The 22,263-nt window shown below is 58.9% G+C and carries 17 protein-coding genes; 5 read left to right on the top strand and 12 right to left on the bottom strand.

Annotated features, from left to right (window positions below; genetic code table 11):
- Nucleotides 1-109: 109 nt before the first annotated feature.
- The 5 genes from AC3ISI_RS05080 to prfB all read right to left on the bottom strand — a co-directional run bounded on the left by AC3ISI_RS05080 (nt 110) and on the right by prfB (nt 5,580).
- Nucleotides 110-1,387 carry a flavohemoglobin expression-modulating QEGLA motif protein gene (locus AC3ISI_RS05080; protein ID WP_489335747.1) on the bottom strand — a complete coding sequence of 426 codons (1,278 nt, stop codon included), beginning with the start codon at nt 1,385-1,387 and terminating at the stop codon, nt 110-112.
- Between the two features lie 36 nt (nt 1,388-1,423).
- Nucleotides 1,424-1,978, bottom strand: coding sequence for a hypothetical protein (locus AC3ISI_RS05075; RefSeq protein ID WP_489335746.1), 555 nt, complete (start codon nt 1,976-1,978; stop codon nt 1,424-1,426).
- Between the two features lie 73 nt (nt 1,979-2,051).
- Nucleotides 2,052-2,768: a TetR/AcrR family transcriptional regulator gene (locus AC3ISI_RS05070; protein WP_489335744.1), complete on the bottom strand. Its 717-nt coding sequence runs from the start codon at nt 2,766-2,768 to the stop codon at nt 2,052-2,054.
- 99 nt (nt 2,769-2,867) lie between these two features.
- Nucleotides 2,868-4,370 carry a lysine--tRNA ligase gene (gene lysS, locus AC3ISI_RS05065; RefSeq protein ID WP_489335743.1) on the bottom strand — a complete coding sequence of 501 codons (1,503 nt, stop codon included), beginning with the start codon at nt 4,368-4,370 and terminating at the stop codon, nt 2,868-2,870.
- Between the two features lie 114 nt (nt 4,371-4,484).
- Nucleotides 4,485-5,580 (bottom strand): peptide chain release factor 2 gene (prfB, locus tag AC3ISI_RS05060; RefSeq protein ID WP_150630852.1). Its coding sequence is split into 2 segments (ribosomal slippage): nt 4,485-5,507 and nt 5,509-5,580, totalling 1,095 coding nucleotides; the frame shifts between segments, so codons are not numbered across the junction.
- 253 nt (nt 5,581-5,833) lie between these two features.
- On the opposite strand from prfB, the gene AC3ISI_RS05055 reads away from it, so the two are divergent.
- From AC3ISI_RS05055 to AC3ISI_RS05035, 5 genes are all read left to right on the top strand, one after another.
- Complete coding sequence (locus tag AC3ISI_RS05055; RefSeq protein WP_489335741.1) at nt 5,834-7,900, top strand: type VI secretion system Vgr family protein; 2,067 nt, start codon at nt 5,834-5,836, stop codon at nt 7,898-7,900.
- A complete protein-coding gene (locus tag AC3ISI_RS05050) occupies nt 7,897-8,592 on the top strand; it encodes a DUF4123 domain-containing protein (RefSeq protein ID WP_489335740.1) in 696 nt (231 codons plus the stop codon). The genes AC3ISI_RS05055 and AC3ISI_RS05050 overlap by 4 nt, the downstream gene beginning before the upstream one ends.
- Entirely contained in the window at nt 8,589-12,323 is a 3,735-nt protein-coding gene (locus AC3ISI_RS05045) for a toxin VasX (RefSeq protein WP_489335739.1), read from the top strand. Before AC3ISI_RS05050 ends, AC3ISI_RS05045 begins: the two co-directional genes overlap by 4 nt.
- Complete coding sequence (locus AC3ISI_RS05040) at nt 12,323-13,387, top strand: hypothetical protein (RefSeq protein WP_489335738.1); 1,065 nt, start codon at nt 12,323-12,325, stop codon at nt 13,385-13,387. Before AC3ISI_RS05045 ends, AC3ISI_RS05040 begins: the two co-directional genes overlap by 1 nt.
- Before the next feature lie 114 nt (nt 13,388-13,501).
- Nucleotides 13,502-13,867: an AP2/ERF family transcription factor gene (locus AC3ISI_RS05035; RefSeq protein ID WP_489335737.1), complete on the top strand. Its 366-nt coding sequence runs from the start codon at nt 13,502-13,504 to the stop codon at nt 13,865-13,867.
- A gap of 14 nt (nt 13,868-13,881) precedes the next feature.
- Here the strand turns inward: AC3ISI_RS05035 and AC3ISI_RS05030 are convergent, their stop codons facing one another.
- From AC3ISI_RS05030 to AC3ISI_RS05000, 7 genes are read right to left on the bottom strand one after another with little or no spacing between them, the layout of a single operon-like run.
- Nucleotides 13,882-14,883 carry a diguanylate cyclase gene (locus AC3ISI_RS05030; RefSeq protein WP_489335736.1) on the bottom strand — a complete coding sequence of 334 codons (1,002 nt, stop codon included), beginning with the start codon at nt 14,881-14,883 and terminating at the stop codon, nt 13,882-13,884.
- A gap of 49 nt (nt 14,884-14,932) precedes the next feature.
- The gene (locus AC3ISI_RS05025) at nt 14,933-15,943 is read right to left on the bottom strand and encodes a chemotaxis response regulator protein-glutamate methylesterase (RefSeq protein WP_489335735.1); all 1,011 of its coding nucleotides are present in this window, start codon (nt 15,941-15,943) and stop codon (nt 14,933-14,935) included.
- The gene (locus tag AC3ISI_RS05020; protein WP_489335734.1) at nt 15,940-18,210 is read right to left on the bottom strand and encodes a hybrid sensor histidine kinase/response regulator; all 2,271 of its coding nucleotides are present in this window, start codon (nt 18,208-18,210) and stop codon (nt 15,940-15,942) included. Before AC3ISI_RS05020 ends, AC3ISI_RS05025 begins: the two co-directional genes overlap by 4 nt.
- Nucleotides 18,207-18,890: a chemotaxis protein CheW gene (locus tag AC3ISI_RS05015; RefSeq protein ID WP_489335733.1), complete on the bottom strand. Its 684-nt coding sequence runs from the start codon at nt 18,888-18,890 to the stop codon at nt 18,207-18,209. The genes AC3ISI_RS05020 and AC3ISI_RS05015 overlap by 4 nt, the downstream gene beginning before the upstream one ends.
- Nucleotides 18,887-20,149 carry a CheR family methyltransferase gene (locus AC3ISI_RS05010; protein WP_489335732.1) on the bottom strand — a complete coding sequence of 421 codons (1,263 nt, stop codon included), beginning with the start codon at nt 20,147-20,149 and terminating at the stop codon, nt 18,887-18,889. Before AC3ISI_RS05010 ends, AC3ISI_RS05015 begins: the two co-directional genes overlap by 4 nt.
- Complete coding sequence (locus AC3ISI_RS05005) at nt 20,146-20,682, bottom strand: chemotaxis protein CheW (RefSeq protein WP_489335731.1); 537 nt, start codon at nt 20,680-20,682, stop codon at nt 20,146-20,148. Before AC3ISI_RS05005 ends, AC3ISI_RS05010 begins: the two co-directional genes overlap by 4 nt.
- A complete protein-coding gene (locus AC3ISI_RS05000; protein ID WP_489337625.1) occupies nt 20,682-22,244 on the bottom strand; it encodes a methyl-accepting chemotaxis protein in 1,563 nt (520 codons plus the stop codon). The genes AC3ISI_RS05005 and AC3ISI_RS05000 overlap by 1 nt, the downstream gene beginning before the upstream one ends.
- Between the last annotated feature and the right edge of the window lie 19 nt (nt 22,245-22,263).

Raw genomic sequence — 22,263 nt, 5'->3', positions numbered from 1 at the left:
ATCAAATGTGGGAGCGGGCTTGCCCGCGATAGCGGTGTGTCAGACAACAGAGGTGTTGAATGTTAGTCCGCAATCGCGGGCAAGCCCGCTCCCACAGTGGTCCGTGTCGTCAGAGGATGTTGGAGTAATCCGCTTCGATCCGGTCCAGGCTCAGGTGATTGAGGAAGTTGGAGAAGCACATCCACGCCGACAGCGCATTCAAGTCGCGGAACTGATCCGGCAGATACTTCGGCGGCACCACCAACCCTTCATCAACCAACTGACGCAGTGTGCGCATGTCTTCCAGCGTGGTCTTGCCGCAAAACAGCAGCGGAATCTGCTCAAGCTTGCCTTTGCGCACGGCCAACTGAATGTAGTTGTAAACCATGATAAAGCCCTTGAGGTAGGACAAGTCTTTGGTAAATGGCAGGCCGTTTGGCACTGAACCGCGGAACACCCGACTGGCGTTGCCGTAGCTTTCCGCCATTTCAAAGCCTTGTTCGCGGAAGAATTCGAAGATCTGCAGGAAGTCCGCGCCCTCCTCCACCATGTGAATGGCGCGGGTGCGGTTGGTCAGTTTGCGCAAACGACTCGGGTAGGAAGCAAACGTGATGATTTCCATCAGGATCGCCAGGCCTTCCTGAGTCACTGTCGACGACGGCGGACCTTTGGACAGGAAAGTGCAGATCGGCTGGTTCAAGCCGTTGAGCGTGGTGCCGACATGCACCAGCCCTTCGTGCACTTCCAGGGCACGGACGTCGCGATCGTTGAACATGGCGTCGGCGCGGATCTTGATGTAGTCGGCGCCGGCTGCCGCATCGGCGACGATCCCGTCGGACTCAAATACCCGAATGGTCTCTTCGGCCTCGCCAAACACCTTGTTCAATCGGGTTTGCAACAGGTGCACGGCTTCCTTGGCCGTGAGGATTTTTGGCTCATCCTTGAGATCGCCACGGCCATCGATGTTGTTCAAGTAATCGGAAAGCATCAACCCCAGATCAGCCAGGGTCGGGTCGCCGGCGTGAAACGCGTCGGATGCAGCGCCGTACAGCTCCTGGGAAATCAGGCCGAAATCCTCGGTGCCGCGCGCTTCGAGCATGCGCACCACCATCCGGTATTCCTTGCACATGCGGCGCATGATCTGGCCGACCGGGTTGAACTGGCCGAGCTGACGGGTGATGTCGCGTTCGATGTTCTGGAATTCCAGTTTCACTTTGCTGGAGTCGAACGACAGTGGCCGATTGAGGTAGTAATCACGGTCAATGGCCGGCATTTCCTTGCCCTTGGCCTTAAGGAACCCCTTGCGAATGCTGTCGTCCCACTTGACCGCATCGAGGACGCGAATCGGCGTCTGCGCCAGCACAATGCGATCGGACAAAATGCGTATCGTCTGCTGGTAATCGTCCACCCGTAACTCCTGTAGAAAAACCGTTATGTGCTGGGTTTATTTGCTTTTGGCCAGGCGCTGATAACGCACGGCTTCGACAAAAACATCGGAATTGGCCGGATCGTCGAGGTAGCTGAAGACCTGGTCCATCTCGTTGTTGATCAATACGCCGTCGCCGTCGTCGGTCTGGAAGCCTTCGCCGCTCAAGACTTTTTGTCCGCGGGCCTGGTTGATCTGCTCGATATCGAGGTTGTAGACCACCAGTTCATGCTTATCCGTGATCTCGAAACCGGCAATGGTGAAATGGCCGCCGAATCTGGCCGGGACCTTCGCCGACAGATACCAGCGGCTGCCATGACGCGAGACGGTGAAAGAATACGCTTCACGCTCGCCGGGTTTGGCCTTGAAGTAGCTGATTGCCTGATAGCGATTGTCGCCGATGCGCCTCAGCTCCAGATTCATCGGCTCGCCCCACGCGTTGGTGCTGGTCCATTTGCCGAGCAAACCTTTGGGCGCGGGCTCGCTGGCGGGCAGAGGTTCCTTGAAGGTCACCAGGCAGCCACTGAGCAGCAGGAACGACAAGGCGATCACCACGACGCGCCAGGCTTTCATTCAACACTCCCTATGAACACAACGCAGTCCTCAAGCGACCACTAACCCTGTAGGATCGCAGTCCCACAGGGAACTACACCGACGCGAGTACCAAGTGCATGTAACGATTGAGGATACCGAGCATTTCTTCTTCACCCACAGGCTCGGCGTCGTTGAGCAGGCCCTGATATTCCATCCGTCCGATAATCGCCGTCAACACTTTGGCATCCTCTTGTGGCTCACGCGAACCCAATACCTCGAAAAGCTGGCGCGTACCCTGGAGAAGAATTTGCTGATGCGCACGCACCAATACCGCCAGGCGCGGGTTCAACAAAGCCTCTTGGCGGAAGGCCTGTTCCGCCATCAAGTGCTCGCGACGGCTGAGCAGTTGGCGGTGAACATAGTCCGTCATCAACCGTGCAATATCGTCCGCCAGTTTCGAGCGCGCCTGCGGGCTGCCGTCACCGCTGACCACCATCTCGCGCAGCAGGCCTTCGTTGTTCACCCACAGCTTGGCCATGAACGCCGCACTGCGCTCCACGTACTGAGCAAAGGTATCGGTGAGCAAGTCATCGATGTCCTTGAAATAGTAGGTGGTCGCTGACAGGGGCACACCCGCTTCGGCCGCTACCGCGCGGTGCCGCACGGCCCGCACGCCATCACGCACGACAATGCGCATCGCCGCATCGAGAATGACCTGTCGACGTTGCTCGCTGCCCTGCCGGCTAGCCTTGCGACCCTGGTACTGAACACTTTCAGCGACCGCGGTGGCGATACCCGCGGCACCTTCTTGAGCCAATGCATGATTCACGACAGGTCTTTCCTCTCAGATGAAAGCAACAAATTGATACGTTTGTACCAGACAGGCAATAAAAAGCCGCCTGAGAAGGCGGCTTTTTAATTGAAACACTTACGCTTGCGGCCGCATGTGCGGGAACAGGATCACGTCGCGGATCGACGGTGAGTTGGTCAGCAGCATCACCAGACGGTCGATGCCGATGCCTTCACCCGCCGTTGGCGGCATACCGTACTCCAGCGCGCGAACGAAGTCGGCGTCGTAGTGCATGGCTTCGTCGTCGCCCGCGTCCTTGTCGGCGACCTGAGCCATGAAACGCTCGGCCTGGTCTTCCGCGTCGTTCAACTCGGAGTAGGCGTTGGCGATTTCACGGCCGCCGATGAACAGTTCGAAACGGTCGGTGACGTTCGGGTTGTTATCGTTGCGACGAGCCAGCGGCGACACTTCGAACGGGTACTCGGTGATGAAGTGCGGCTGCTCCAGCTTGTGCTCGACCAGTTCTTCGAAAATCATCACTTGCAGCTTGCCCAGACCTTCGAAGCCCAGCACCTTGGCGCCGGCTTTCTTGGCGATGGCGCGAGCCTTGTCGACGTCTTGCAGGTCGGCAGCGGTCAGCTCAGGGTTGTACTTGAGGATCGAGTCGAACACCGACAGACGCACGAACGGTTCGCCGAAATGGAACACTTTGTCGCCGTAAGGCACGTCAGTGCTGCCCAGAACCAGCTGCGCCAGTTCACGGAACAGTTCTTCGGTCAGGTCCATGTTGTCTTCGTAGTCGGCGTACGCCTGGTAGAACTCCAACATGGTGAACTCAGGGTTGTGACGAGTCGAAACGCCCTCGTTACGGAAGTTGCGGTTGATCTCGAAGACTTTCTCGAAACCGCCAACAACGAGGCGCTTGAGGTACAACTCAGGCGCGATACGCAGGAACATGCCCATGTCCAGCGCGTTGTGGTGAGTCTCGAACGGCTTGGCCGCTGCGCCACCCGGGATGGTTTGCAGCATCGGCGTTTCGACTTCCAGGAAGTCACGCTGCATCAGGAAGCTGCGGATGTGCGCGATGACTTGCGAACGTACGCGGAAGGTCTGACGCACGTCTTCGTTGACGATCAGGTCAACGTAACGCTGACGGTAGCGCTGTTCGGTGTCGGTCAGGCCATGATGCTTGTCCGGCAGCGGACGCAGCGACTTGGTCAGCAGGCGCACGCTGGTCATTTCGACGTACAGATCGCCCTTGCCGGAACGGGCCAGGGTGCCTTCGGCGGCAATAATGTCGCCCATGTCCCAGGTTTTCACCGCAGCCAGGGTGTCTTCGGTCAGGGTTTTACGGTTGACGTAAACCTGGATGCGACCGGTCATGTCCTGGATCACCATGAACGAGCCACGGTTGAGCATGATGCGACCGGCAACCTTGACCGGAATTGCAGCCTCTGCCAGCTCTTCCTTGGTCTTGTCCGCGTACTGTTTCTGCAAGTCATTGCAGTAGTTGTCGCGGCGGAAGTCGTTCGGGAAGGCGTTGCCCTTGGCGCGCTCGGCAGCAAGCTTTTCCTTGCGCAGGGCGATCAGGGAGTTTTCTTCCTGTTGCAGGGCTTGCGGGTCGAGTTCTAGGTCGCTCATGTCTTTAAATATTCCATCACGGGTTCGTTGCCCCCAGGCCTGCGGCCTGGGGATCGCCGGCAAGCCGGCTCCTACAGAGGATCGCGTGGGTCAGGCGATCCCGTATTGCATGGTTTACAGGCCTTGTTTCAGGCTGGCCACCAGGTATTCGTCGATGTCGCCGTCGAGCACCTTGTCGCAGTCGCTGCGTTCGATGTTAGTGCGCAAATCCTTGATTCGCGACGCATCGAGTACATACGAGCGAATCTGGTGACCCCAGCCGATGTCGGACTTGGTGTCTTCCAGAGCCTGGGAAGCGGCGTTGCGTTTCTGCACTTCCTGCTCGTACAAGCGCGCCCGCAACATTTTCATCGCGGTGTCTTTGTTGGCGTGCTGGGAGCGTTCGTTCTGGCAACTGACCACAGTGTTGGACGGTACGTGGGTGATACGTACGGCCGAGTCGGTGGTGTTTACGTGCTGACCACCGGCACCCGAGGAGCGGTAGGTGTCGATGCGCAGGTCCGACGGGTTGATGTCGATTTCGATGTTGTCATCGATTTCCGGCGACACGAACACGGCCGAGAACGAGGTGTGACGCCGGTTGCCGGAGTCGAATGGGCTCTTGCGTACCAGACGGTGCACGCCGATTTCGGTACGCAACCAGCCAAAGGCGTATTCGCCCTTGATGTGCACGGTAGCGCCCTTGATCCCGGCGACCTCACCAGCCGACAGTTCCATGATGGTCGCATCGAAACCGCGCTTGTCAGCCCAGCGCAGGTACATGCGCAGCAGGATGTTGGCCCAGTCCTGAGCCTCGGTGCCACCGGAACCGGCCTGGATGTCCAGGTAGGCGTTGTTGGCATCCATTTCACCGCTGAACATACGGCGGAATTCGAGTTTTTCCAGCGACTCGCGCAGGCGCTCGACTTCAGCGGCGACGTCATCGACGGCGGCCTGGTCTTCTTCTTCGGCGGACATCAGCAGCAGGTCTTTGGCGTCAGCCAGGCCGGAATGCATTTCGTCGAGGGTTTCGACGATCTGCGCCAGCAAGGAGCGCTCGCGGCCCAGTTCCTGAGCGTACGACGGGTTGTTCCAGACAGACGGATCTTCAAGCTCGCGATTGACTTCGGTCAGACGCTCATGCTTTTGATCGTAGTCAAAGATACCCCCGAATAGTTTCGGAGCGCTCGGACAGGTCCTTGATACTGTTAAGGATCGGGTTGATTTCCATGGCGGGCAGCACTCGTTGGCGAACTTTTGAAAGCCGGCGAGTATAACGGCAAACGGCTGGAAACGGCAGTCCGCCCGGCGGACTGAATGCCTTTCAGTTCCTTTTTGACAGCCCCAAATAGAGGAAAACCTCATAAAAGAAAAATCCCTCCAAATAAAAACTCTTCCTACGCAAGGAAAAGAATTGTCCTGCATCAATCCCGCATTCACTCATTCACATTCCCGCCCTTCTAAATCAGCACAAGGGATGTGTGATGTTCAGCCCTGCCAATCAACCGTCTTTCCTCCTGGATATCGAAGGTTTCGCCCACGACCTGCAAGTCCTTGAGTTCACCGGCAAGGAAGCCATCAGCCAACCCTTTCGCTTCGATCTGAAACTGGTCAGCGAACGTCCCGACCTGGATCTGGAAAACCTTCTGCATCGCCCGGCATTCCTGGGCTTTGATCGCCACGGCGCCGGAATTCACGGTCAGATTTATAGCGTCGGCCAGGGCGATTCAGGCAAGCGCTTGACCCACTATCAGCTCAGCCTGATGCCTCGTCTTGCCTATCTGGGCAACCGTTTCGACCACAAAATATTCCAGAAATTGAGCGTGCCAAAGATCATCGCCGAGGTACTGGAAGCCCAAGGAATCCTCGGCGATGCCTATCGTTTTGCCCTCGGCACGGACTACCGGCCCAGGGACTATTGCGTCCAGTACGGCGAGAGCTGCCTGCATTTCCTGCAGCGGCTCTGCGAAGAAGAAGGTCTGCATTACCACTTTGAGCACAGCCGCGAGGGGCATGTGCTGGTGTTTGGCGATGATCAAACAGTGTTCCCCAGACTCAACCACCCCACTGCCTACCTGCAGGACAGCGGGATGGTCGCCGATGCCCCGGTGATCAAGACCTTCTCCGTCACAATGGAAACTCGCAGCACTGGCGTGACCCGCCGCGACTACGACTTCGAAAAGCCTTTTCTGCAATTGGAGAGCGGTGCGAAAGATCTTTCGCCTCTGCGACTCGAAGACTACGGCTTCCCCGGCCATTTCACCGACCGCGAACAGGGCAAGCACCGCGCCCGACGAGCACTTGAGCGGCACCGCAGCGATTATCGACAAGCCGCTGGAAGCAGCGACCAGCCAATGCTGCTCAGTGGTCACTTCCTGTCCCTGACCGACCACCCGCGCCAGGAGTGGAATGACTTGTGGTTGCTGACCGAAGTCACCCACATCGGCAAACAGCCACAAGTGCTCCAGGAGTCGATCACCACGGTCTCAAGTGACGAGTTTTCTCAGGGCTACCGCAACACCTTTCTCGCCACACCGTGGGACGTGCCCTTCAGACCTGCACTCGACCACCCAAAAACCACGATCAACGGCTACCAGCATGCTGTGGTCTGCGGCCCACCCGGCGAAGAAATCCATTGCGACGAGTACGGCCGCGTACGTGTTCAGTTTCCTTGGGATCGTGACGGTGCTCAAAACGATCGCTCCAGTTGTTGGGTCCGGGTAGCCAGCGGCTGGGCCCATGATCGTTATGGCAGCGTGTTGATTCCTCGGGTCGGCATGGAAGTGATTATCGGCTTCTATCAAGGCGACCCGGACAAACCGTTGATTGTCGGCTGCCTGCCTAACGGCGCTAACCCGACCCCGCTCGACTTGCCCGCCGACAAAACCCGCAGCGTGTTCAAAACCCAGAGCAGCCCCGGCGGTGGCGGTTACAACGAGCTGCGAATCGAAGATCGCAAAGGTCTTGAGGAAATTTCCGTTCGCGCCCAGCGCGATTTCGTCCAGCACGTGCGCAATGACAAGCGAGTACAGGTCGACAACCAGCGCAGCATCGTCGTTGGCGGCAACTCCAGTCATGAACTGCGAGGCGAAGAACAGCACGTCACCCACGGTAACCGGCTGACTGAAATCAGGCAGGACGATCACCTGACTGTTCACGGCGACCGCCATATTCGCGTCACCAATCAGCGCTTGAGCGCCCAGCAGCAAGTGCACATTGGTGCTGGGCAGCACGTCGTCATCGATGGCGGCGCCAGCGTCACCCTTCAGGTCAGTGGCGCCTGGATCACGATCAATTCCGCAGGGCTGTTCAGTAGCGTGCCGATTCAGGTCGGTGGAGCACCGATGCCCCTGATGAACGCCGCCCCGATCAGTCTCGAAACGACCGAACCGCCGCTACCCGAAACGGTCTCAACCGCACTCCTCAAACAACTACTCGGCGACGAAGCATTGATTGAACTCTGCCAGATGCCCAGCGGTGGAACACCAATGGACTGCCCGCTGAGCGACTGCCAATGCCGCAAAGCCTTGGGCTATGGAGCTCGATCATGAATACCTGGATTCTGCTTGAACGCCCTGCCGCTCAGCTCAAAACCCTGTACAGCCTGGCGACCCATCCTGATACCCAGAAGCTGTTCGCCAGCACCTCGCTAAACAGTTTCGCCGAGCAAAGCCCGCTGCTGGTCAGGCTGAACAATCAGCCAACGCTCACCCAAGCGATCGAGCAAACCCCGTTGGAATGGCCCGGGCTGCTGATCGAAAGCGCCTGTGACACACCCTCCGTACTTGCTCACTTGCGACAGATTTTGTTCGTTCAATTCGATCAACAACGCAAAGGCATCCTGCGCTACAGCAATCCAACCGTCGCCAGCTATTTTTTTGTCGCCTGTACGGCGCAGGACCTCAGCCTATGGCTGGGACCAATCACGCGCCTGCGCTGGTTCGGTGCGACGTGGGCCGCCCAGGCCGCAGGGGAAACCGGTTGGAACCAGCTCACCAACCCCCATGCGACAGACTGGAGCATTGAACGCACACACAGGGATTTGTCCCTGAGCGTCACCCAGGAAGACGCTTTGATTCGCCAGCGCACCGAACAGTTTCTTTATGACTGGTGGCAGCAACATCCTGGGCGCTCATTTGTGCACGCCAATGAATTGATGGAAGAAGCGTTGAGCCAAGGCATCGACAACAGTGACGCCATCAGCGACTTTCTGAACGTCCACTGCACGCAGGCCCAATCATGAAGCGCCTCGGGAGGCTGAGTGACGGCCCCTGCTGCGAGTCCGACAAGCTGATCGTTCAGGTCATTGGCACTGCCCATGCGAAAAACCAGCGACTGCTGATCGTCGATCAGTCGGGCCTCGAACCACTCCAGGCCCTGACTGATGAGGTCGTGCTCGAAACTGAGCGTTCGACCAGCGTCCACAGCGAGCTGTTTGTGTGGGAATGGTCGGCACAACTCAAGCATCAACTGTGGCTGGAAATCGACACCACTCAAGGACCGCCCATTCGTCTGCCATTGCTGGATGACGTGCGCGTAACCCCGCGTCAACTGGAAGTGCAATGGAATCAGATCGTGCCGATCCTGCCTTTCGCCGCGCTGCCCGGCACTCGCAGCCGCTACGACCAGGGCACGCCGGTTTTGTGCCGCAGCGGTTATGTCTATGTGTTTTACCGCGATCGCCTCTGGCGTGAACTGGAAGTACAACAGGATGGGGAGCTCACAACTTACCGCGACGTCGACCCACAGACGTATTGCCAGAAAGACGGATTCAGCGGCGATTACCGACAACCGAGCGGTGTCGATCTCAGCGACATCTGGCTGCCCGCCACCTGGAATAATCAAGCCGCCGAAACGGTGCAACTGTGTTTCAGCGACATCCAGCTCAGCGCTGCCCGCCTCAAACGCCTGGAGGAAGACCCGGCGTTACGCGCCCAGCGTTGTCAAAGCCCGGCGCTGCAATGCGAGAGCCACGCATTCAAACGGATTTTCGACGAGAAACCCGATGGGCAGGCGATGCTAGAGGCCTTCAGCGGCATCAACGCGTGGGACGCACAAGCGTCCGATAGCGCGACGAAAGCCACCGTCACCTGGCGCAACCTCGCCGAGCGGGCCTTTCCGGTCAGCCTGATCGCCCCACAACGAGCACGCCAAAGCGGTTTCGAATACCTGCTCGACCATCCGGGGCGTTACGTGTGCGACCTCTCGGGACAATTCGCGGCACAGCGTAAAACCGAAGCCAAGGCGTGTCTTGATCTGTGGGAGCAAGGCATCACGCCGTCCTTACCTGCCACGTTCGAAAGCAGTGCCTGGGCCGATGGTCTCGCCACGCTGTTGAGCCAATTACGTGGTGAAACGCCGATCGCCGATGAAGCGGATCTCTGGCAACCCCAGCCCACCGTCGTCGATGTGCTGGAAGCCGCTCGCCAACGCCGTTTGTGCGGCGTGTTACTTGAAGACCCTCGTTACCGCTTGCGTCATCTGCTTTCACAGATCCACCTGCAGCAGCAATTGCTGACGTTGTATGCCGAGCGCGCCAGCCTTCACGAACACCACGCCAGCGCCGTACTGGTGCAGCAACTGATCGTGCCGGCGAACATTGGCGGTCAGAAAAACCCGCTGCACGCCTGTTTCGACAAAGTGAAAGAGGCGGGTCGCCGCGACATCAACCGCTTCACCGCCACCGCTGAACGCGCCCTGCTCTGGCAACAACTGACCATGGCACAGGCGCTGCTTGCCGAGTGCCTGCAACAACCGGTGACGCAGCAAACCCTGGCCGATCATTTGAGCCTGGACAGTTTTGACTACCTCGCCGCGTTGTTTGCCGTCAGCCAGACCTTTGCGGCCCTCGCCACCGTGCCCGCGCAACTCGATCCGCTGGCCAGCAACGGCGATGCCACCAACGCCGTGACCGGGTTGAGCCTCTACAGCCCGCAGGCCAGCGTCGGCCAGACATTGCTCAACGACATCGCCCACGACCCGGCGCACCCGTTGCATGTGATGCTGTGGCCCGCCGTCGATGACGCCGCACTGGCCGCGCCTTACGTGCCGCCCAGCGAGAAAACGGTTAACGAGGGTGATGGACGGTTGCGCGCCGATCACCTCGCCGTCTTCGAAAGCGACCCCGGGCCTTATTACCCGCAGGTCGAACACCTCGACGGCCATTTGCTCGAAGGCCTGCTGGCCAGCGGCGCGCTGAACAGCACGCTTACCGGCCAATCGAAAGCGGCAGTCGGGACGTTGGTCAGCATTTACGAAAACTGCGCGGGCGCTGTTGAAACCGCCAGCAGCGCGGTGAACAAACCGTCCGGGGCGCAGAGCGCGAACGTCGCACCCACCAGCGCCTATCTGCATGGGCTTGGCGTGGGGCTGTTGCGCAGCTTGATGCCCAAGACTTTTGGCGAGGCGCACTTCATCAACCGCCGCGATGCTGACCCGCAGCGGTACTACATCTTTGGTTTGTCCGATGTGCCGTCCGGCGAGCAACGGCCACGGCGGGTGATGGGGGAGTATTTGAGTGCTCGGGGTCAGCCGATGAAGGCGGGAAATGTTGATGCGTTCGAGACGCCTTCCCGGGTTCAAGGCAGTGATCACACACTGCTGGCGATGCCGGTGGAGCACCCGACGGTGCGCAATCTTAGTGCGCTGAATCAGCGGATTAATGCGGTTTATAAAGCGGATTTGGAGGTTCGGGGGACGGACAACGCGAGAGTGACAGGTGCGTTGCAGCAGAGTGTGGATGAGCATGCGGGGTTGGCGAATAGCCGGGTTTATCGGGTGTTGGGCTCGCTGCCGTTTGCGGCGGGGGTTTTGATGTTGGAGGTTTGGAATGTGCGGATGGAGTGGCAGGGGCGGGAGCAGGTAACGCGGGAGAAAGGTTCAGTTCGATTTCGTCTATCTATGTTTGGAGCCGGTGTTGATCTAGCTATAGCGTTGGAGATGTTGACGGTGAAACTTGCCGGTACCGAGTCCGTTTGGGCGGCTGGCCGCAAGATACTTTTTACTATTTCAGATGAGGCCGCGAGAACCTTAAGCTCTCGAGTAGCCGAGTATTTGGCAAAGGAGTTTACCGGTCGAATACTTGCGCAAATTGGTTCTGGGCTAGTTTTTACGGCCATAAGCTTGTACGACGCCTGGTACGCGTGGAAATGGGGCGATGACGCCGGTTGGGCATATCTGATGATGGCCATGGGTGGTGCTATCAGCGCGCTCAGCAATCTGGTCGTTCCTACCGTCACTTTTCTGGGTTTGGGTCCGGGGGGCTGGGCGGCACTGATACTAATCGTAATCGGTGCCGGACTGGCCTGGTGGCTCACCGACAAGCCCATCGAAGAATGGCTGGTCAATGGCCCTTTCGGCACTCAAATTCACGCCGACAATGTGCACCTGCTGGATCCGCAGCGCGGCTTCTACTACCTGATCAGTTTGTTTGCCGACATTCGCATCAACATCGGCAGCAACCCGGAATTCGTCCCCAACGCCAAACATGACATTCACGCCAAGACGCCGTTTCAGGTGATCTCGTCCAACACCTGCATTCGCGTAGAAAGTAACTTGCCGGGTCTGGTTACTCACCTGGGCGCGATCAATATCGATACTCACTGCCGACTCAATACGTTCGAACTCAAAGGCGGGCGCATTAAAAGTGAAACCGTGCCATTCAAAAAACTGATCAATAGCCAACTCGTCTCGCCCAAAGCGCAAAGACTGCTACCGCAAGGTCTGGAACTGTATTTCGAAACCCCGCCAAGTTACGCCTTCGATTCGGTCACCGGTTCATCTGGCATTGCACAACAATGGCAAGTGAGAGCGCAGTGTGTATTGGAGCAGAAAGGTCAGCTATGGCACTTTCCTGCGCCACCGCCCAAAGATGGCACGCCATTTGACGCCACCCACAACAAACCCAGCTTCGGCAGTGAGGGTGAAATTTACTGGGCAGACGAAGTGTCAAACAAATCACGGAACAGTAACTGATGAGCAATGAATCGTGGTACGCCCAAACTGCCTACGGGGCGAGTGAGGTACCTCAGCAAGAACGTTCAACTGAACGGTCGTGGATCATGCGTTTTGCCAAGGTCAGATTGCCTTGGGGCAATGCAGAGGACGTAACATCTGTAAACCTTCTCGAAAAATTCTCACCCAAAAAACTCCGTCTCTATGAAGGATTCAAGAAAGAGCGTGAAGAGAAAATTGCAACAGAGACCTACTCTCCGAGTCCGTTTGAAGACATTGATTTTCACATCAGGGATGACCACGAACGCTTTAGATATGCCCTCCTTCCCGCAAGCTCACACTTCTGGATGTACATGTCAGGCGGGGGGCGTTTTTTGTTCTTTTTGTTTTTAATTGTCAGTACCCCTATATTTTTGTTAGATATTTCAACTGGAACAGAGCCTGTATGGGAAGCAACAAGAAGTTGGTTTGTCGAGTTTTTCTCCTTAATTCTCGGCCTACCACTTCTATGCTGGGCAATCGGCTCATTAGTCATCAAACACTTCCCCAACCTCTGGATAAAACCCTCCCGAGGCCCCATCTGGGAACTTAACCGCCGCACCGGCCTGGTCACTGTCTTCGACTACAAAAACAACGGTGAATACAAAAAGAACGGCACCATCGGTGAACTCACCGCGCCGTTCTACGAGTTCGACGCCTACATCGCCACGTCCCCGGACAGTCAGGGCATGCCGCTGAACGTGCTCTACCTTGCCCACCGCTACCGCAACATCATGATCAACTTCGGCGCATTGCTCTGCCCCGGTCCCGAGACGCAACCCGCGTGCGCCCTGTGGGATTTCATCCAGAACTACATGGACGTCAGCCGCCCCTTGCCGGACCTGCCCCAATACGAGCAATACCGCCACCTCGACCCCACCACCGCCGAATACGACCGCCTCGCCGGCCGCAACCCGCGTTTCTGGATCGACATGGAGGATGCAACGTTCAAGCAGGCGGTCAAGGTGATGCATCAACGCGTCGCCAGCATTGACACGTTTGAGCGACCGAATTTGATGGCCAGGCATGTGACGTATGTCGATTGATCAACCACCACCCGAGAACGGGGCAATGATGTTCACTGATATCCCGAATACTCCAGAAACCGCTAACGACTACGCAATCATCCGAGTCCGCCACAAGAAGTCAGGAGCCATGGCGTGGCGGGTGTTTCACGACAGACGAACGGCAAGAACACCTATTGGATTGCGCAAACGACGACCCGTGAAGGCAAGAAACTTTCCCGGTCATTCAACGTGGAAAAGTTCGGTGAGAAGCAGGCGAAAGAAAAGGCTATCGAGGCGAGGAAGGAGCAGCTGGCGAGCATCGAGCATCGAGCATCGAGCATCGAGCATCGAGCATCGAGCATCGAGCATTTCGTCATCATGGCGGCGAAAAAATCTACGGTGCATTGCTGCTGCAGGTCTCAACAACGTAAGAGAATGCAGGGGGCCGCTTCGCAGCCCGGCGGGAGCAAGCTCCCTCGGCACAGGGGTATTTGCCAGGCTAGGTATCCGTGTTCATAAAGTCCAGTCGCCAGTCACTCAATCCCCACCTGATTACGCCCATTGTTCTTCGCCAGGTACAGCCCCTTGTCCGCTGCCAAGATCAATTGCCGGCAATTGCTGCCCGGTTGCGGGATCACGGTGGACAGGCCAATGCTGATGGTCAGGCTTGAGCCTTCGGTCGGTGCAATATGCGCAATCTTCAGCGCGGCCACGGTTTGGCGGAGTTTCTCCGCCACCAGACGTGCGCCGCCCAGCGTGGTATTAGGCAGCACCAACGCAAACTCTTCGCCACCATAACGGGCCGGCAAGTCAGACGGGCGAGAGCCGGCGTCGCGGATTGCTTCAGCCACCTTGCGCAAGGCTTCATCGCCCTCCAGATGGCCGAAGTTGTCATTGAAGGACTTAAAGTAATCGACATCGATCATCAGCAACGACAGTTGGCTCTGGTCACGTTGCGAACGTCGCCACTCCAGCTCCATGTACTCATCGAAATGCCGGCGGTTCGACAGCCCGGTCAGACCATCGGAGTTCATCAGCCGTTGCAGTACCAGATTGGTGTCGAGCAATTGCTGCTGGCTGACCCGCAATGCCCGGTACGCCGCATCGCGCTGTAACAGCATCGTGTAGGAGCGCGAGTGATAGCGGATCCGCGCGACCAGCTCGATGTTGTCCGGCAGTTTCACCAGATAGTCATTGGCGCCGGCTGCAAACGCCGCGCTCTTGATCAGCGGGTCTTCCTTGGTCGACAGGACAATGATCGGAATGTCCTTGGTCGCCGGATGATTGCGGTACTCGCGCACCAGGCTCAGGCCGTCCAGACCAGGCATCACCAGATCCTGAAGGATTACCGTCGGCTTGATACGGATCGCCTGGGCGATGGCCTGGTGCGGGTCGGAGCAGAAGTGGAAGTCGATATTTTCTTCGTTCGACAACCCGCGACGCACCGCTTCGCCGATCATCGCCTGATCGTCCACCAACAACACCATAGCGGCGTTTTCGTTGGTTTTGAAATCGTCGAGCTGTAAATCATTCATGTGCGATCACCTGAAGTACTACTTGGGCCAGGATTGCTGCTAATGGTCGTCACTTCGCAAAAATCTCCAGCAATCGTGGCGCTATCTTGTCCAGTGGACGAATCTCCTTGGCTGCGTCGATGGCCGCGGCCGCTTTGGGCATTCCATAAACCGCACTGCTGCCCTGATCCTGAGCAATGGTCAGGTAACCTTGTTCGCGCATGAGTTTAAGCCCCTGCGCGCCATCGCGCCCCATGCCCGTCAACAGAACCCCTACGGCGTCACCGTTCCAGTAATTGGCCACACTCTCGAAAAACACATCGATCGAGGGTCGGTAGATTTCATTGACCGGTTCGGCGGTGTAGGCCAGCGTGCCATTTTTCAACATTCGAATATGGTGGTTGGTGCCGGCCAGCAGCACGGTTCCGGCCTGAGGGGCTTCGCCCTCGACCGCCAGACGCACGTTCAAGCCACTGGCGCTGCCTAGCCATTCGGCCATGCCGGCGGCGAACACCTGATCCACATGCTGCACCAGCACGATGGCCGCCGAATAATCTCGCGGCAAGCCCTTGAGCAGAACTTCCAATGCTCCCGGCCCGCCAGCGGATGAACCGATGACGATCAGGCGTTGGCACGAGGCGGCGCTGCGCAGCGGGCTGCGCACCGATCGTTCCTGGTTACCCCGCTCGCCAATCAGCCAGCTGATGTTCATGATTTTGCGCAACAACGGCGCGGCCGCTTCCTGGGCATTACCGGCACCCAGCGCCGGAGTATCGACCACATCGAGGGCGCCATGGCCCATGGCCTCGAACACCCGGTGCACATTCTGCTGGCGATCCACGGTGACGATCACTATGGCACACGGCGTCTCGGCCATGATTCGTCGGGTTGCTTCAACCCCGTCCATTACCGGCATGATCAAATCCATCAGGATCAGATCCGGCGTCTGCTCGGCACACTGTCGCACCGCTTCCTCGCCATTGCCGGCGACCCAGATAACCTGGTGCGTCGGTTCAAACGCCAGGGCGCGGCGTAAAGCCTCCACCGCCATGGGCATGTCGTTGACAATAGCGATTTTCATCCTCGTGCTCCTCCAATGAGCTCAACCACTGCATCAAGCAGTGCATCATCATGAAAACTGGCTTTGGCCAGATAATAGTCAGCCCCGGCGTCCAGTCCACGACGACGGTCCTCTTCACGATCCTTGTACGACACCACCATCACCGGCAGTGATTGCAGGCGCATGTCACGACGCAACAACGACACCAGTTCGATGCCATCCATGCGCGGCATATCGATGTCGGTGATCAGCAGATCGAAATCCTCAGAACGCAGGGCGTTCCAGCCATCCATACCGTCGACTGCCACCGCCACGTCGTAACCGCGATTGAGCAGCAGTTTGCGCTGCAACTCGCGAACCGTCAGTGAGTCGTCAACCACCAGAATTCGTTTACGCGCCGCTTCGGCCACCTGATTGCTGTGGCGAGCAATGCGCTCCAGGCGCCCAGTGTTGAGCAGCTTATCCACAGAACGCAGCATGTCCTCAACGTCGACGATCAGCACCACCGAGCCATCGTCAAGCAAGGCCCCGGCGGAAATGTCCTGCACCTTGCCCAGCCGTTCGTCCAGCGGCAATACGACTAACGTCCGCTCGCCGATAAATCGCTCGACCGCCACGCCGTAAATCGCATCGCGCTCACGGATGACCACGACTTTCAGGGTTTGCTGAGGGCTCTGGTTGATCGGACGCTGTAACAGCTGACTGGCCGCTACCAGCCCGACATGCCGGCCTTCGTGCCAGAAATGCTGACGCCCTTCGACCTGCACAATGTCCGCCGGCTCCAGGTCGCACATGCGTTCGATGTGGGCCAGCGGAAACGCATAAGCCTCGTCACCGACTTCCACCACCAGGCTGCGGACCACCGACAACGTCAGCGGCACTTCGAGGTGGAAACGACTGCCTTTGCCCGCCGTTTGCTCCAGCACCACCGCACCGCGCAATTCGCGGACCATGTGCTGAACCGCATCCAGCCCCACGCCGCGCCCGGACACTTCGGTGACCTTGTCGCGCAGGCTGAAACCCGGCAAAAACAAAAACGTCAGCAGCTCTTCTTCGCTCAGTTGAGCGGCGGTCTGCGCGGGGGACAGCTGGCGCTCGACGATGCTGCGCCGAACCTTTTCCAGATCGATGCCCTGGCCGTCGTCGCTCAACTCCAACACCAGCAGGCCGGCCTGGTGAGAGGCTCGCAGACGAATCAGCCCTTGCGCCGGTTTACCGGCCAGCAACCGTTGCTCCGGGGATTCGATGCCGTGATCCACGGCGTTGCGCAGCAAATGCGTCAGCGGCGCTTCGAGCTTTTCCAGGACGTCGCGGTCGACCTGGGTTTTTTCGCCCTCGATTTCCAGCCGAACCTGTTTGCCCAGGTCCCGCCCCAGATCGCGGACCATGCGCACCTGCCCGGTCAGCACGTCGGCAAACGGGCGCATGCGACAGGCCAGCGCAGTGTCATACAACACCTGCGCCCGTTGACTGGCCTGCCAGGCAAATTCATCCAGCTCGGCGTTTTTCTCGATCAGCAGTTGCTGGGATTCTGCCAGCAACCGCCGCGCATCTTCGAGCGCTTCCTGGGCTTCCAGGCTCAGGGCGTGACCCTTAAGATGCACGTTGAGGTTTTCCAGCGCCCGCAGACCGTTGTTTTGCATGCGCTTGAGCCGCTGCATGGTCGCCAGGTGCGGCTTGAGACGCAGGGTTTCCACCAGGGATTTGCTCGACAGGTCGAGCAGGCTGTTCAAGCGCTCGGCCGTCACGCGCAGCACGCGCTCACCGTTTTCGGTGGTGCGTTTGGCCTTGCGTGGAGGCTCGACCGGCGCAGCGGCAGTCGGCTCAACGACTGGGGCTGGCGGCTCGACGCGAGGCTGTTCTGGCTGACGCTCGGCGACGAAGGGAGCGGCAGGCGCCAGCGGATCGAGCAACTGCGCCATCAACGCCACATAGGTGTCGATATCCGCCGGCATCACGCTGTTGTTGGGCGTGGCGATACGCATAAGCAGGTCGGTGCCTTGCAACAACGCATCGATATGCTCGGGCCGCAGGTACAAACGCCCTTCCTGAGCACTGACCAGACAGTCTTCCATCACGTGCGAGACGCTGACCCCGGCGTCGACACCGACGATCCGCGCCGCGCCCTTGAGCGAGTGCGCCGCGCGCATACAGGATTCGAGTTGATCGGCCTGGGTCGGGTCGCGCTCCAGAGCCAACAGGCCTGCGCTCAGGACCTGGGTCTGGGCTTCGGCTTCGAGGCTGAACAGCTCCAGTAACGAGGCGTCGCGCATTTGCTCGGGGGTCATGTGAGGCTCCGGGTCACGGCGGATAGCAGCTGTTCTTCATCCAGCCAACGCAAGCTGCGACCTTTGAAGGGCAACACACCTCGGGTGTATTTGCCACTGGCCTGGGTGCCCGATTGTGAGGCCGTATCGAGAACCCGCTCATCGATGGCATGAATTCCGTCGACCTCGTCCACCGGCACCACCACCGGCCCACCGTGGGCGGCGATAATCAGCATGCGCGGCATGATCCGCGCGCTGGAAGCCACGTTGTTGGTCGCATCGAGCCCGAGCAGCTCCTCCAACGACAGGCACGCAACCAGCGCACCGCGCACATTCGCCACACCGAGCAAGGCGCGGGAGCGCTGGTGCGGCAAGGAGTGAATGGCTTGCAACGGTGCCACTTCCACGAGGCTGCGAGTGGCCAGGCCCAGCCATTCTTCGCCGAGCCGGAACATCAGCAACGAACGGGTTTTCACCTCCGTTTCGACCGTTGCCGAGTGTTGCACGCGGTCGTCCTGCTGCAACGCATAACGGTCGAGCAATCGGGTGGCGGCGGCTGAGTACACTGCGCAGTTGCGGCAGTGAATGTGTTCGGTCAGCAGCGGGCAGGACTTGTCGCCGTGGACACCGATGCGATTCCAGCAATCGTCGATAGCCTGGGCATCTTCGTGGGTGACGCTAAAGCTGTCGGAGGCGCTCATCGTTTACGCTCACTGTCAGCGCGCTCGCTGCGAGCGGCGCGGTCCTGCAATCGTCTGGCACCCGCCACATCACCTTGAGATTGCAGCAAGGCCGCCAGGTGCATCAACGCGTCGGGATGTTGCGGTTCAAGGTACAACGCCTTGCGATAAAAACCTTGGGCTTCGAAGACGTTGGCGCTGACATCGCTGAGCAATCCCAGCCAATAAAACACTTGGGCGACCGGTTCGTGGCCACGCAGATAGCTTTCGCACGCGGCGCGGGCTTCAACACTTTTGCCTTCATTGGCCAGCACGGCAATGTTCGCCAGCAACGCGGCGGCGTCCGAGGCTTTCGCCGCGTCGGGTGCCGGCGTGACGGCGGCGAATGGGCGAATGCGCACGGGTGGCGGTGGCGCACTGCGCGCAGGTTGACGCGCCGGCAGCGGTGGCGGCACGAACGCAGGAAAGGGTTCCGGTTCCGGGAGGCTCTGACGGCTGAACGCAAATGACTGTGCGATGCCAATCGAGCGCATGCCAAAACGCCCCAGCAAACTGCCCTCGGCCGGGCCGATAAACAGCACACCGTCGACATGGGTCAGGCGCTTGAGCACCTCGAACACCTGCCGCTGGGTCGGCTGATCGAAATAGATCAGCAGGTTGCGGCAAAACACAAAATCATACGGTGGCTCGCTGGCCAGCAACGCCGGATCCAGCACGTTGCCGACTTGCAAACGCACCTGTTCAAGCACGCGATCACTGAGGCGATAGACTTCATCTTCGGCGCTGAAATGCCGCTCACGATAGGCGATGTCCTGTCCGCGAAACGAGTTTTTGCCGTACAGCGCACGTCGGGCTTTTTCCACCGACAGCGGGCTGACGTCCATGCCTTCCACCTTGAATTGATGCGGCTTGAGGCCGGCATCGAGCAAGGCCATGGCGATGGAATACGGCTCTTCGCCGGTAGAACACGGCAAGCTGAGAATCCGCAGCGCGCGCATGTTATTGATCTCGGCCAAGCGTTTGGTGGCCAGTTTCGCCAGGGTCGCGAACGATTCCGGGTACCGAAAAAACCAGGTCTCGGGCACGATCACCCCTTCGATCAGCGCCTGTTGCTCATCCTGCGAACCTTGCAACACGTGCCAATACTCGTCGGCCGACAGCGCATTGGACGCGAGGCTGCGTTGGCGCACCGCGCGCTCGATGATCGCAGGTCCTACCGACGTCACGTCGAGGCCGATGCGCTCTTTGAGGAAATCGAAAAACCGTTGATCGCTGCTCATGACCGCTCCTCAAGCAGCGCCGGATCGAGTGGCGGCGAAGGAAACAACAGCGCGCGAACGTGCTCATCGAGCAAGTCGGCGACCCGCACCCATTGCAGCAGACCCTGCGCATCTTCGCGCACCGGCCCCAGGTACGGCGCCTGCCGATTGTCGAGGCCGTACGGCTGAAAATCGGCCGGGAGGCAGCGCAACGTGTCAGTCGCCTGTTCCAGAATAAGCCCTAGCCATTGCGTTGGGGTCGTTTCATCCGGGCGGTAGTTGACCAGCACCAGCCGCGTGCTGGTGCGGGCCTGGGCCGGTTGCCCGAAGGTCAGGGCACTGAGGTCGATCACCGGCACCACCGCGCCACGATAAGCGAAGACCCCGGCAACCCAGTGCGGCGCTTTGGCAATCGGCTTCAACGGCAGGCGCGGCAGCACTTCCGCCACCTCGATGGCCTGCAAGGCAAAACGTTCGCTGCCGATGCGAAACACCAGAAACAACGATTGCTTGACCGGCACCACAGCGCCGCGTTTGGCCGCGAGTTCGTTCATCAGACTTTGAATCGCGAAACGCCGCTGCGCAGCCCTACGGCCACCTGGCTCAACTCGTCAATGGCAAAGCTGGCCTGACGCAAGGACTCGACGGTCTGGCTGCTGGCATCGCCCAATTGCACCAGCGCGTGGTTAATCTGTTCGGCACCGGTAGCTTGCGCCTGCATGCCTTCGTTGACCATCAACACCCGCGGCGCCAGCGCCTGAACCTGATGGATGATCTGTGACAACTGCTCGCCGACCTGCTGCACTTCGGACATGCCACGGCGCACTTCTTCGGAAAATTTGTCCATGCCCATCACCCCGGCGGATACCGCCGATTGAATCTCGCGCACCATTTGCTCAATGTCATAAGTGGCCACGGCGGTCTGGTCCGCCAGACGTCGCACTTCCGTGGCGACCACGGCAAAACCCCGCCCGTACTCACCGGCCTTCTCGGCCTCGATGGCGGCGTTCAGCGACAGCAGGTTGGTCTGGTCGGCAACCTTGACGATGGTCACCACCACCTGGTTAATGTTGCCGGCCTTCTCGTTGAGGATCGCCAGTTTGGCATTGACCAGATCGGCGGCGCCCATCACCGAATGCATGGTTTCTTCCATGCGCGCCAGGCCCTGCTGCCCGGAACCGGCCAGCACCGAGGCCTGATCGGCGGCGGTGGACACTTCGGTCATGGTGCGCACCAGATCGCGGGAGGTCGCGGCAATTTCGCGTGATGTCGCGCCGATTTCAGTGGTCGTGGCGGCGGTTTCGGTGGCGGTGGCTTGTTGTTGCTTGGACGTGGCGGCGATTTCAGTGACCGACGTGGTGACCTGCACCGACGAGCGCTGGGCTTGGGACACCAGGGAGGTCAGTTCGGTCATCATGTCGTTGAAGCCGGTTTCCACGGCGCCGAATTCGTCTTTGCGTTCCAGATTCAAACGGCCGCTGAGATCGCCGGTGCGCATGATTTCGAGGATTCTCACAATACGGTTCATCGGCGCCATGATCGCGCGCATCAACAACAAACCGCAGAAACCGGCGGCCAGTACCGCCACAAGCAGGGAAACACCCATGCTGATTTTTGCCGTTACCACAGCGTCGTCGATGGCCGCGATGTCCTTGTCGGCAACGACTTTGTTTTGGTGGATGATGTCACTGAGTTTCATCCGACCCGCCTGCCACGCGGGCGTCAGCTGTTCGTTGAACAGCTTGATGGCGTCGGCTGACTGATTGTTTTTTTGCAGGTCGAGCACCTTCGTCAGGATCTGCTGGTAATCCTCATGCCGCTTCTCGAAGGCCGCGATTTCGACCTTGTCTTCATCCGTGGTGACGGTGGCGCGATAATTATTCAACTGCTCCAGCAGTCGCTCCTCGAAGGCCTTGAAATCGGCAGCGTTTTCGACACTGATGCCCTGACCTTCCTTAAGGCCGAGTATTTCCTGGATCTGAAGGAAACTGTCGACCCAGGCACTACGAACCATCGAGCTGAAATACACCCCCGGCAGCGCATCATCGCGAACGCTGGCTTCACTGGCTTCAATCTTCAACAGCCGTGAATACGAGACGACGACCATCAACAGCATGATGGCGATGATTACTGCA

It is taken from the genome of Pseudomonas sp. GL_139_B, assembly GCF_057834475.1.
Note: the sequence above shows the minus strand (reverse complement) of the source record. Positions and strands in the feature narration are given on the sequence as shown.

Coding starts and splice junctions, on each gene's coding strand:
- AC3ISI_RS05075 (WP_489335746.1), bottom strand. CDS start 1,978: ATGAAAGCCTGGCGCGTCGTGGTGATCGCCTTGTCGTTCCTGCTGCTC.
- AC3ISI_RS05040 (WP_489335738.1), top strand. CDS start 12,323: ATGAGCAATGAATCGTGGTACGCCCAAACTGCCTACGGGGCGAGTGAG.
- AC3ISI_RS05020 (WP_489335734.1), bottom strand. CDS start 18,210: ATGACCCCCGAGCAAATGCGCGACGCCTCGTTACTGGAGCTGTTCAGC.
- AC3ISI_RS05050 (WP_489335740.1), top strand. CDS start 7,897: ATGAATACCTGGATTCTGCTTGAACGCCCTGCCGCTCAGCTCAAAACC.
- lysS (WP_489335743.1), bottom strand. CDS start 4,370: ATGAGCGACCTAGAACTCGACCCGCAAGCCCTGCAACAGGAAGAAAAC.
- AC3ISI_RS05005 (WP_489335731.1), bottom strand. CDS start 20,682: ATGAACGAACTCGCGGCCAAACGCGGCGCTGTGGTGCCGGTCAAGCAA.
- AC3ISI_RS05015 (WP_489335733.1), bottom strand. CDS start 18,890: ATGAGCGCCTCCGACAGCTTTAGCGTCACCCACGAAGATGCCCAGGCT.
- AC3ISI_RS05030 (WP_489335736.1), bottom strand. CDS start 14,883: ATGAATGATTTACAGCTCGACGATTTCAAAACCAACGAAAACGCCGCT.
- AC3ISI_RS05025 (WP_489335735.1), bottom strand. CDS start 15,943: ATGAAAATCGCTATTGTCAACGACATGCCCATGGCGGTGGAGGCTTTA.
- AC3ISI_RS05000 (WP_489337625.1), bottom strand. CDS start 22,244: ATGCTGTTGATGGTCGTCGTCTCGTATTCACGGCTGTTGAAGATTGAA.
- AC3ISI_RS05010 (WP_489335732.1), bottom strand. CDS start 20,149: ATGAGCAGCGATCAACGGTTTTTCGATTTCCTCAAAGAGCGCATCGGC.
- AC3ISI_RS05055 (WP_489335741.1), top strand. CDS start 5,834: ATGTTCAGCCCTGCCAATCAACCGTCTTTCCTCCTGGATATCGAAGGT.
- AC3ISI_RS05045 (WP_489335739.1), top strand. CDS start 8,589: ATGAAGCGCCTCGGGAGGCTGAGTGACGGCCCCTGCTGCGAGTCCGAC.